The organism is Lentibacillus kapialis (genome assembly GCF_014646635.1).
Classification (GTDB): domain Bacteria; phylum Bacillota; class Bacilli; order Bacillales; family Amphibacillaceae; genus Lentibacillus; species Lentibacillus kapialis.
On sequence record NZ_BMNQ01000077.1, the window covers coordinates 1 to 11,475 of the forward strand.

An 11,475-nucleotide genomic window follows, 5' to 3' on the forward strand; every position below is an offset into this window, starting at 1 on the left:
TTTGCCGCCGACTTCCTTCCGATTCCACCTCGCAGTGGACACCCTTGTCTTTGGCTAGCGGTTCCTACTACCAAGCCCGCAGGAGACTTTCACTCCCTAGACATAGCACATGCCCGGCGCACTAAACCAAAACCACCAGTTCACACTGGTGGTTTTGATTTAACGCAATGCTTTCCTTTCTTCTTCACTGAACACCCTGGACCTCGTTAAAAACCGTTTTCCTTCCGGGCCTTCCAGTGAAAACATCCCACCGCGTCCATCAACGGCATCGATAATCAGCTGCGTGTGCTTCCAGTATTCATACTGGTCTTTTGACATATAAAAAGGTGTTTCACCAATTTCCCCGAGCAGCACATCTGATTCCCCGACACGGAATTCGCCTCTCGGATAACACATTGGCGAGCTGCCGTCACAGCATCCGCCTGATTGATGGAACATAAGCGGACCATGCGTTTCTTCCAAGGTGTCGATCAGTTTCAGCGCCTCATCAGTTACTGTTACACGTTCGACCATTTTTCACACCCTTTCTGTGTCATATATGAGAAAGGAGCCGATTTCAACTAGCATCAGCCTGCCTGGCAGCGTTAAAAAAGCCCCGCCGGATCTTCACTGTAACTGATTAACAGATTTTTCGTTTGCTGATAATGGTCAAGCATCATCAAATGATTTTCGCGGCCGATTCCGGATTTTTTGTAGCCGCCAAACGCAGCATGTGCCGGATATTGATGGTAACAGTTCGTCCATACACGTCCCGCTTCAATACCGCGCCCGAAACGATAAGCTGTATTGATGTTCCGGGTCCAGACACCGGCGCCCAGCCCATATAGGGTGTCATTGGCGATTTTCATAGCCTCGTCGTCATTTTTGAATGTTGTAACTGCAAGCACCGGTCCAAATATTTCCTCTTGGAAAATGCGCATTTTATTATCACCTTTAAAAATGGTCGGCTCAATATAATACCCTTCCTCCATATCACCGTCCAGCTGGTTGACTGCGCCGCCGGCAAGTACTTCAGCGCCTTCTTGTTTTCCGATATCCAAATATGATTTGATTTTTTCCATTTGTTCCTGTGAAGCCTGAGCCCCCATCATGGTTTCAGTATCCAGCGGGTGACCAATCTTAATGTCGGTAACCCGTTTAATAGCCCGTTCCATAAATTCATCGTAAATGGATTCATGAACCAGTGCGCGTGACGGGCATGTGCAAACTTCACCCTGATTCAGAGCAAACATGACAAGACCTTCAATCGCTTTATCTAAAAATCCGTCATCTTTGTCCATAACATCCGAAAAGAAAATATTTGGTGATTTTCCGCCAAGCTCAAGCGTAACCGGAATGATATTTTCAGACGCATACTGCATGATGAGACGTCCTGTGGTTGTTTCACCGGTAAAGGCCACTTTTGAAATCCGGTTGTTAGAGGCAATCGGCTTACCGGCCTCAACACCAAATCCGTTCACAATGTTAAGAACACCCGGCGGCAAAAGATCCTTAATGATATCGAGCAAAACATGAATCGATGCCGGCGTTTGTTCGGCGGGCTTTAATACAACACAATTACCTGCTGCAAGCGCCGGTGCCAGTTTCCATGTAGCCATCAGAATCGGGAAGTTCCATGGAATGATTTGTCCCACAACACCGAGCGGTTCATGAAAATGATAAGCAACCGTATCATGATCAATCTGACTGACGCCGCCCTCCTGTGCCCGTATAGCGCCGGCAAAATAACGAAAGTGGTCCACCGCAAGCGGAATGTCAGCCGCAAGTCCTTCTCTTACAGCTTTCCCATTATCCCAGGTTTCTGCAACAGCGAGCATTTCAAGATTTTCTTCCATTCGGTCAGCAATCTTATTCAACATATTTGCCCGCTCCGTCACTGATGTCTTGGCCCATGCATCTTTAGCAACAAACCCTGCGTCAACGGCCGCCTCTACATCGTCTTTTGTCGATCTGGCCATTTCACAGAAGACTTTCCCTGTTACAGGGCTGACATTTTCAAAGTACTTTCCATTTATCGGCGGACGGTATTCCCCACCAATGTAATTGTCATACCGCTTGCGAAAGGTAACTTTTGCCCCTGTTGAATTCGGATTCGCATATCTCACCTTGCTATTCCTCCCTTTAACAATGTAATCGCTTACAATTATGATGAAGATCTGGTTGATTCTCTAATTCAAATTATACAATTGATTTTAGAATTATTCCACTATTAAATTCTTTGTAAATAAAAATATCTGCCTCACTCAAGCAAGGCAGATTTAGTCGCTCGAAAACAAGTTCTGTTAGCAGTTTAAAACACAGTTAGAAAAACTCGGCATTCGCCTCGTCTTAATATAAGGTCATCCATCATTTATACTTTCTGACGTTATAAAAAACGCAAGCCTACCCTCGTCTCAAGTGTTTCTTATACGGTCAACCAGAAGGTATACTTTCTGACGTTATTATAAAAAGATGCCCCTACACAGACACCTTGAATCAAACAGTTGTTCTGATGTTTCTGCTTCTGCGTTCATGTCATCTTCATTGTTCCAATTCCGGCAGCACACGTACTTCTTTTGCCATTGAAGATTGACAAAGCGGGCATTCCGGCTCCTCATTAAAACTGAAAGATTCCCTCATCCATCCTGCACAGTCATCGTTCGTACATGACCATACTTTCGTTTCCACTTCCGGAACAGGTTGTTTTGGTCCACGGGAAAATGACATCACTGCATCCCCTTTCATGGTATTACATACATTATACGCTTTTTTCACCTATTCGTACAATTTGGCGATTGAAACGATTATTATAGTATATGTGAAGCAAGTGCCAAATAGAAGGACAACTGTTCAGTTTTACAGCACAAATTTCTCAATGGCTTTACCAACGCCATGCTGATTATTTGTAACCGTCACATAATCGGCAACATTCTTGATAGCCTCTTGGGCATTACCCATTGCTACACCGACACCTGCTTCCTGAATCATTTTGATGTCATTCAGGCTGTCGCCGGCCGCCATCACATTGTCCATTGAAATCCCGATTTCCTTACAGACATTATTCAATGCACTTGCCTTACTAACTCCTTTTGGATTAACCTCGATGTTTGTCAGCATTGAATTTGTCAACTCAAGATCATCGTAATGCGAAAGTTCTTTGACGATGGTTTCCAATTTATCGCCATCATAGGAATCGCAGCCGAATTTGAGCCACTCACGATCCGAGAAATTATCCGGTGCTGTCCCATACCATATCCTGTCAGTCGAAATCATCCATGTCCTTAATTCCATATCGTTAGCCAATTCCCACATGAGTTTGACACGTTCGGGGTCAAGGAGATGCCGTTCCTTCAATTCTTTTTCAAACGTCCAAATTTCTCCACCGTTGCACGTAATTAGGAAAGACGACAACGTCAGTGATTCAGCGTACGGATAGCACGAATTCAGCCAGCGGCCGGTGCTCAACACCACATGAACATCTTTTGCCAGTGCCTGGGCAATCTTTTCCCGATTAAAATCAGAAACAGCTTCCTCACTATTTAGCAAGGTTCCATCCATATCCAAAGCAATTAATTTAATATCCATTCAGACGCTCCTCTTTTGTTTTACCCGATGTCAATGCCATGCTGCAACTGCAGGATCGGCAGTCATCCAAATAATACATAGACTATATTATAAAAATTGACTGTCAAGCCTATAAAAGTCGCATTTTCTATAAATCATAACCTGCCAGTGCGGCATCGGCTCATACCAACTCATTGTAATATAGTTCGGGTTGCTAAGCAATTATTCCGGCTTTAACAACAAGCCTTTCGTGAATGTTTCCAGGTTGGACAGAAACGCTTCCATTTGAGTTACACGTTCCTGTGCCGCCTCAACAGAAATGGGATGAAAACGGACTTTCCCTTTTGGTACGAGCTGCGCCAGTCTTGGCAGATCATCCGTGATAACTGTGCCGATTCGGGGATAGCCACCCGTTGTTTGTCTGTCCGCCATTAATATAATAGGTTGTCCATTGCCCGTAATTTGAATCGCTCCGAACGGGGTGGCTTCCGACCAAATATCTGCCGTATTCTCAAGGCTGATTGGCATCGATTGAAGCCTGTACCCCATCCGATTGGAATTCGCCCCAACAATATGCGGCATCTTATAAAATCGGTCCAATTCCCATTTTGTAAAAACAGCTGTATGCGGACCTTCTACAATAGATACGTCAATATTTGATTGATAAACAGGCACCTCCGCCTGTGATAGACCGATACCGTATGTCGTCCTGACCGGAAAACCCTCAATGGATTGTCCTTTCTTCAGCGGACTGCCAAATCCGCTTTTCACATCAGTCGCTCGACTTTGAAAAAAAACCGGGGCATCAAATCCACCGGCGGCTGCTATGTATGCACGAACTCCCTGTTGATGGTTGCCGAATGTCAGCCGGTCCCCTTGTCTCATTTCAAATGACTTCCACATAGGAGCAGGGGATCCATTCAATTTCGGTTCAAGTGCTGCTCCCGTTATGGCAACTGTAACAGGTTCCGGTGATGTCGCTTTCAGATCGGGGCCGATCAATGTCACTTCGAGGCACACAGTATCCCGGGGATTACCCACAAGAATATTGGCAATCTGCATGGCATAGCGGTCCATTGCACCTGATACCGGAACACCATATTGTTGAAAGCCCGGCCTTCCAAGATCCTGAAATGTCGTTGAAACGCCCGGCTTATCGATTTGAAAGATGGTTTGTTTTTGCATATAATCACCACTTTCATACATGTTTTATTCATCAACTTTGCTGATGGATTATTTATCACGTCTTAATGAAGTAGCAGATTGATTATGCCACTGACTACGCCGGTTAATGGTCTCATCGCATCCGCATCATTCACACATATCCGTTTAATTGAATCCACCGGAGCTGATGGCTTTGATAGCAATTCCGTCCGCCTGTAGAGCTGTACGCAATTTACCGGCAAACACTGCAGCCTGTGCGCCATCACCATGCACACAAATCGTATCAGCTACTATCGTCACGTCTTCACCGGTGACTGCACGGACGTTTCCTGTCCGCAGTATCCGTTCAACTTGCCGTACTGCATCATCGGCATTTTCTATCAGCGCATCAGGCTGTTGTCGAGGTGTCAAACTGCCATCTGCCTGGTATGTCCGATCGGCGAAGATCTCCGATGCTACTTGCAAATCCGTCTGTTTCCCTGCTGTAAGCAACTTACTGCCGGCCAAACCAAACAGTACCAATTCATCATTTACATCATGCACCGCACGCGCAACAGCATCAGCCGTATCACGGTTTTTGGCGGCAACATTGTAAAGCGCACCGTGTGGTTTCACGTGCTGCATTTCAACATTATGAACCTTGCAGAATGCCTGCAAAGCCCCGATTTGATAAACCACCATCTGATATACTTCCTCAGGTGCAACATCCATCATCCGTCTCCCAAAACCGGCAAGATCCGGTAAACCGGGATGTGCGCCAACAGCCACATCGTTTTCTTTAGCGAGTCTAACTGTCCGGTCCATCACTGCAGGATCACCCGCATGAGCACCACAAGCAATGTTTGCTGAGGTGATGTAGGGCATCAGTTGTTCATCAGCCCCGATTGTGTACATTCCAAAACTTTCACCCATATCACAATTTAAATCAACTGAGTTTGGCATCCTTTATCACCGTCCCTATTTTAAACGTGCCATCAGAAATTTGCTGTTCTATCATTTTATAATCGGTTTCGTCAATTTGAGAAAACCGTACTTCGTCGCCAGGGCGTAATAAAAATGCATTTTCTTTATGAACATCAAACAGCTGAATTGGGGTTTTTCCGATTATATTCCACCCGCCCGGGGACTCGATAGGATAAATACCGGTTTGTTCATGTGCAATGCCAACCGACCCGGCTGATATCTTCCCGCGCGGCTCCTCAAGTCTTGATGTTGCAATGCGTTTGTCGAGTCCGCCGAGATAAGGAAATCCAGGCAAAAATCCCAGCATATAGACAAGATATGTATTGCGTGTATGCAAGGTTATCACATCATCTGCTGAAAGTTCGTTAACAGCAGCTACACGTTCCAAATCAGGGCCATTATCCCCTCCATACACAACCGGAATCGTTATCAGTCCTCCCCCAGCCTCATTCGCCTCGGACTCTAACTGAAATACTTGATCAAGTTTTTGACATAGATCACGGTAGCGGATCTGATGCGGCTGATAATAAACAGTTAACGAATCATACGCTGGCACCCATTCCACAACACCTTCTATTCGGTGGTTATAAAGCTTGCGGGAGAACAGCTGAATTCTTCTGTTCAGTGATGGTGTCACGTCGTCCTGAAACTGAATTTTCACTGCTGAATCACCAACCGCCTGCATAAAAAATGACATTCGAATCACCTCCGACAACCTATATGACGTTTATAGAAATTTCTTATAAATAGTCTAACATAACGCTCCCAATGGAAACAGAAACCAGAATAGTTTGCCCCGTGTTCACTGTGTAATTTATAATACTATTAATGTCAATCATTGGCATCGATTTCATTTTGTGAACAAAGGAGGCATTGTATGATGATTGCTGCATGGGACTGGCTATGGGAGAAACATGATCAGGCTAAAGACATGCTGCGTTTTTTCGTGCGGCCGAACGATTCAAAGCTTGGTAATGACGGAACAAACCCAAACAGCACAAAAGAATCCGACGGCGGTGATGGCGGGAACAAGAAGCGGTCATACTCGACAGCTCAGTTTATTGGATTGTTTTTAGGACCTGTTCTTTTTATAGTAACACTATTATTCTTCCAACCGGAGGGGCTCTCCAGTGCTGGACAAGCTGTACTTGCCAGCACATTGTGGATTGCCGTCTGGTGGATGACGGAAGCAATCCCAATTCCGGCCACATCACTGCTGCCGATCCTTCTCTTTCCATTAACAGGCGGACTCAATATCGATGCAACCACCTCGTCATATGGCGATGATACTATCTTTCTTTTTATGGGCGGTTTCATGATTGCGCTTGCTATGGAAAAATGGGATCTGCACCGACGAATCGCACTGACGATCATATCAATTATTGGAACCAACACTGAACGGATCATACTTGGTTTTATGGTAGCCACTGGATTCCTGTCGATGTGGATTTCCAACACTGCTACATCCATGATGATGGTTCCGATTGGACTTGCAATCATTTATCAGGTTTCTGATCAGCTTAAAGAAGACCATTCGATTGACACAACCCCGGAAAATTTCGGTTTCGGCAAAGCGCTCATGCTTGCAATTGCTTATTCCGCTTCAGTAGGGGGCATTTCAACCCTGATTGGCACACCACCTAATACCGCACTGGCAGGTACTGTTAACAATATGTATGGGGTCGAAATCTCGTTTGCCAAGTGGATGCTTTTCGGTATTCCGGTGGCCTGGTTGTTTATATTCATCATATGGATTTACTTGGTAAAAGTAGCATATCCGCAAAAAATGAATCAACTTCCCGGCGGACGCGAAGTTATCCAACAGCAAAAGGATGAGCTTGGAAGAGCATCTTTTGAAGAAAAAGCTGTACTTGCCGTATTTACAGCCGCAGCACTATCCTGGATAACGCGCTCGTTTCTTCTGACGAAATTTGTCAATGAAAACATCAATGATGCGATCATTGCTATGACAGCAGCGATTATTCTGTTTATCATCCCATCAAAAAGGATAAAAGGCGACTATCTGCTGGACTGGAATTCGGCTGTCAAACTGCCGTGGGGGATCCTTCTCTTGTTTGGCGGAGGCCTAGCCATTGCCAGCGGATTCACAGAATCAGGTCTGTCCGAATGGATCGGTAATCAGCTTACAGTATTAGAAGGTGTCCATCTCTTGATCGTCTTGCTCGTCGTAACCGGCATGGTTATTTTCTTGACTGAGATTACATCGAATACCGCTACTGCCAATATGATGTATCCGATTATGGCATCGCTAGCCGCTGCACTCGGCGTTCATCCGTTCACGGTAATGGTTGCTGCCGGTGTCGCTGCATCCAGTGCGTTTATGCTGCCTGTAGCGACACCGCCGAATGCCGTTGTCTTTGGCTCGGGATATTTACGGATTCCGGACATGGCCAAAGCAGGGATTGCCCTGAACCTATTCGGTATGTTGCTTGTCACAGCCGCCATTTATTTCTGGCTTCCCGTTGCCTGGGGGATCGATCTGACAGAAATTCCGGAAATAATGAAAAACAGTTAATAAAAAGCAGGAAGTCGCTAAATTGCGACTTCCTGCTTTTTATTAACCTCATGAAGTATAAATGATGGATGACCTTATAAAAAGCTTTGGCATTCGCTGTAAGACGAGGCGAATGCCGAGTTTTCTAATCAATTATTGGACGCCGCCTCAGGTTTATGCCTGTTTCGGCTTAAACGGACGATCACCACATAAACAGCCGGAACGCACGCAAGCAGAATTATAAGTCCCTTCCAGCCCCAATTGTTCCATAGTGGACCAAGAGCGGAACTGCCAAGAGCAACACCTATATAATACGATACTAAATACAAACTGGAAGCACTCCCTTTATGATGGGCTACTTCCTCTGCAACGGATGACGCGGTCAGTGAATGGGCTGTAAAAAACCCGAGACATGCCACACAAAGCCCAACAACAATCATCCATAAAGCGGGGCCAAGCGTGATAACGAAACCCAACACCATAACAAAAACGCCGAGTAGTCGGATCGTCCGTAAATGAAAATGACCCGCAATCCAGCCTGCAAGCGGAGAACCAATGACCCCAAGTCCATAGGCAAAAAACATATACGAAACAGCCTCAAGCGACAATGAAAACGGAGGCGCTTCAAGATGGAATGGCAAATACGTCCAAACACCGGTAAATGAAAACTGCAACACAATGCCAAGACCAAATATGAGCAATAAAGCCGGATTTTTCAAGTGAAAGATAAACGCCTTCAGGTCATTCGTAAACGGCAACTGGCTTGGCGCAAAGAACCGTGATTTTGGAAGCATGAAGATAACCGCGCTCAAAATGACCAAGCCAATTACTGCCAGTACGTAAAAAGCCATCTCCCATGAAAAATGGTCCGTCATATAGCCGGTCATCACACGTCCGGCCATACCGCCAAGCGCATTACTTGATATGTAAAGCGCCGTAGCTATATGGACACTACGCTTATCGATTTCCTCACTCAAATAGGCAATTGCCGCAGCCGGCAGCCCCGCAAGTGCAAAACCTTGTACAAGCCGCAAAACCAGCAGAAGAAAAAACGATTCTGACAAGGGGATGAGCAAAAACGGAATAGCCGCCCCTGCAAGTGACAGTTTAATAAAAACAGTCCGACCACTCCGATCTGACCAAAAGCCGAGCACAATCAGACCGATAATCAAGCCGATAATCGTCACAGATAGCGCAAGTCCTGAAGCAGACACCGGCACTCCAAATTCTTTTACAAAAACGGGAAAAAGCGGCTGAACTGCATACATACCGGCAAACACAAAAAAGGATGCCAACGCCAGACTTAGTGTAATTCGCCAAAAATATAAATCCCTAATCGTATAGGCTTGCTGTTGCATCTACGTCACACCATTCATTTCATTAAAGTTGATCCACAATCTTTGCAGCTATCTGCTATGATACACAAAAGTCAATCCAGCACATACCGATCGCGTCCGGCTCCCATGCCAAAAATCATCACCAAAAAAGCCACGCCAATCAATGTCATGAGCGGTATTGTCCATTCGTGCGAAACGTCATACAAATAGCCGATAAACATCGGCCCGGCTGCTGCCAGTGTGTACCCGAGCGATTGAGCCATGCCGGACAATATCGCCGCATGCCGGGCATTGCGTGCTCGCATTCCTAAAAACGCCAAGGCCAGCGCAAACGTCCCGCTCAATGTCAGGCCGATTAGGATAGTACTGATCACCATCAGTGTTAACGAATTGCCAAGCAGCAGTCCCCCAAAGCCTCCGAATGCCAATAATGCCATCACAAGCACGATGCTGCGTTGTGATTTCATCCGATCAGCCACCATCGGTACAATAAAACTGGCCGGCAGCCCAACAAATTGAGCAAATGACAGCATCCATCCCGAAGTCGTCATGGACAGGCCGTTGCTATGCAGTATTTCCGGCAACCACGAAATAGTCACATAGAATATAAATGATTGCAGCCCCATAAAACATGCCACCTGCCAAGCAAGTGGCGACTTCCAAATCTGGTTATCACTAATGTTGACCTGTCTCATCTCTGTCGGTTCAGGCGAATCTTCTTTAGCACCAAGATAAAGCCAAATAATGATACCTAATACCGCCGGAATAGCCCAGACAAGCAATGACAGCTGCCACCCCATATTTAGCCCTTGGGCAAACGGTATGCTTACACCCGAAGCTGATGCCGCAAAAATCCCCATCGAAGTCGTATAAACACTGGTCATTAGCCCGACTTTTCGGGGAAATTTTTCTTTAATCACACTCGGCAACAGCACATTTAAAATAGCAATCCCGATTCCGACAAATAATGTTCCAATAAACAGCAGGACAAATACTGATATGGAACGAACGGAGATACCGATGAATAGCAGAATAAGACCAAGTAATAATGCCCGTTCATTTGTATAGCGGTTTCCCAGTTTCGGCGCGATAGGTGACACAAGTGCAAAAGCAATCAGCGGCAGACTGGTCAAGATCCCGGCACTCCAATTTGACAGACCGATATCATCCCGGATAACACCAATCAGTGGTCCGACAGATGTGATGGCCGGACGGAGATTAAACGCTACAATAACAATTCCCGCAATCAGCAGGAATTGATACAACGTTTTCGAATTATCGTTAGTCATTCTCAGATACCCCTTCTAAAGCAATGTAGATCAATACATCTGGATTTTTCCGCAACAATAAGTTCCTATTATCCTCAGACACTCTTAAACATGTAACAAAATTCACTAATCAAAAGCAGTTAAGTCTATAATCTAATATAGCACACCGGGTCAACCGACGAAAAAGGGAGACACCTTCCAAACAAGCAAATGACGGAAGAGAGGGTCCACCGAAACGGGGTATCCATACCTGACGGATCCTCGTTCCGCTATATGGGTATAAACCACCCTATTTAGGGGCGTCATGAACCGCCGAAGCTGGATTATCCGGACAGAATAATCCCCCTCCCACTTTCCCGTGCAGCATATTTTAATCATTAGAAAAACCGGGCAAAGTGCGGCCTGGTCTTTTTTCTATCTTCGTTAGAGAAAATCCGATAATTTATATTCCTGTCCATATACGCCATTATAATACGCTGGATACATTTCCCCTCCACACATTTCACAGTTGAATTTTGTCTCGAGGACCCCAGCCCAAGCTCACAATTCCAGAAAGCATATAGCGGAATGAGGATCCGCTAACGTGTTGGAAAGGCTTTAATTGACGCAAATAACGGAATGAGGATCCGCCAAAGCTGGACTATCCATACCGAACGGTTCCTCATTCCGCTATTCGTGTGAAAAC

At 45.6% G+C, this 11,475-nt stretch carries 10 protein-coding genes; 1 reads left to right on the forward strand and 9 read right to left on the reverse strand.

Going from position 1 to position 11,475, the window contains the following annotated elements:
- Positions 1-159: 159 nt before the first annotated feature.
- From IEW67_RS16560 to pxpB, 7 genes are all read right to left on the reverse strand, one after another.
- Positions 160-513 (reverse strand): DUF779 domain-containing protein, encoded by a 354-nt coding sequence (locus tag IEW67_RS16560; protein WP_188634186.1) that lies wholly within the window; start codon positions 511-513, stop codon positions 160-162.
- A gap of 71 nt (positions 514-584) precedes the next feature.
- Positions 585-2,105 (reverse strand): acetaldehyde dehydrogenase ExaC, encoded by a 1,521-nt coding sequence (exaC, locus tag IEW67_RS16565; RefSeq protein WP_188634187.1) that lies wholly within the window; start codon positions 2,103-2,105, stop codon positions 585-587.
- A gap of 415 nt (positions 2,106-2,520) precedes the next feature.
- A complete protein-coding gene (locus IEW67_RS16570) occupies positions 2,521-2,706 on the reverse strand; it encodes a cold-shock protein (RefSeq protein ID WP_188634188.1) in 186 nt (61 codons plus the stop codon).
- 129 nt (positions 2,707-2,835) lie between these two features.
- Positions 2,836-3,564 carry a Cof-type HAD-IIB family hydrolase gene (locus IEW67_RS16575; protein ID WP_188634189.1) on the reverse strand — a complete coding sequence of 243 codons (729 nt, stop codon included), beginning with the start codon at positions 3,562-3,564 and terminating at the stop codon, positions 2,836-2,838.
- A gap of 201 nt (positions 3,565-3,765) precedes the next feature.
- Positions 3,766-4,728 carry a 5-oxoprolinase subunit C family protein gene (locus IEW67_RS16580; RefSeq protein WP_188634190.1) on the reverse strand — a complete coding sequence of 321 codons (963 nt, stop codon included), beginning with the start codon at positions 4,726-4,728 and terminating at the stop codon, positions 3,766-3,768.
- 144 nt (positions 4,729-4,872) lie between these two features.
- A complete protein-coding gene (locus IEW67_RS16585; RefSeq protein ID WP_188634191.1) occupies positions 4,873-5,649 on the reverse strand; it encodes a LamB/YcsF family protein in 777 nt (258 codons plus the stop codon).
- Positions 5,633-6,367, reverse strand: coding sequence for a 5-oxoprolinase subunit PxpB (pxpB, locus tag IEW67_RS16590; protein WP_188634192.1), 735 nt, complete (start codon positions 6,365-6,367; stop codon positions 5,633-5,635). The genes IEW67_RS16585 and pxpB overlap by 17 nt, the downstream gene beginning before the upstream one ends.
- A 180-nt stretch (positions 6,368-6,547) precedes the next feature.
- Between pxpB and IEW67_RS16595 the strand changes: the two genes are divergently transcribed.
- On the forward strand, positions 6,548-8,206 hold the full coding sequence (locus tag IEW67_RS16595) for an SLC13 family permease (protein WP_188634193.1): 1,659 nt from the start codon (positions 6,548-6,550) through the stop codon (positions 8,204-8,206).
- 128 nt (positions 8,207-8,334) lie between these two features.
- On the opposite strand, the gene IEW67_RS16600 is transcribed toward IEW67_RS16595, so the two are convergent.
- Both IEW67_RS16600 and IEW67_RS16605 read right to left on the reverse strand, forming a co-directional pair.
- Positions 8,335-9,543 (reverse strand): MFS transporter, encoded by a 1,209-nt coding sequence (locus IEW67_RS16600; RefSeq protein ID WP_188634194.1) that lies wholly within the window; start codon positions 9,541-9,543, stop codon positions 8,335-8,337.
- A 71-nt stretch (positions 9,544-9,614) separates the two neighbouring features.
- Positions 9,615-10,811 (reverse strand): CynX/NimT family MFS transporter, encoded by a 1,197-nt coding sequence (locus IEW67_RS16605; protein ID WP_188634195.1) that lies wholly within the window; start codon positions 10,809-10,811, stop codon positions 9,615-9,617.
- Positions 10,812-11,475: the final 664 nt, after the last annotated feature.

Coding starts and splice junctions, on each gene's coding strand:
- IEW67_RS16560 (WP_188634186.1), bottom strand. CDS start 513: ATGGTCGAACGTGTAACAGTAACTGATGAGGCGCTGAAACTGATCGAC.
- IEW67_RS16570 (WP_188634188.1), bottom strand. CDS start 2,706: ATGTCATTTTCCCGTGGACCAAAACAACCTGTTCCGGAAGTGGAAACG.
- IEW67_RS16575 (WP_188634189.1), bottom strand. CDS start 3,564: ATGGATATTAAATTAATTGCTTTGGATATGGATGGAACCTTGCTAAAT.
- IEW67_RS16580 (WP_188634190.1), bottom strand. CDS start 4,728: ATGCAAAAACAAACCATCTTTCAAATCGATAAGCCGGGCGTTTCAACG.
- IEW67_RS16585 (WP_188634191.1), bottom strand. CDS start 5,649: ATGCCAAACTCAGTTGATTTAAATTGTGATATGGGTGAAAGTTTTGGA.
- pxpB (WP_188634192.1), bottom strand. CDS start 6,367: ATGTCATTTTTTATGCAGGCGGTTGGTGATTCAGCAGTGAAAATTCAG.
- IEW67_RS16595 (WP_188634193.1), top strand. CDS start 6,548: ATGATGATTGCTGCATGGGACTGGCTATGGGAGAAACATGATCAGGCT.
- IEW67_RS16600 (WP_188634194.1), bottom strand. CDS start 9,543: ATGCAACAGCAAGCCTATACGATTAGGGATTTATATTTTTGGCGAATT.
- IEW67_RS16605 (WP_188634195.1), bottom strand. CDS start 10,811: ATGACTAACGATAATTCGAAAACGTTGTATCAATTCCTGCTGATTGCG.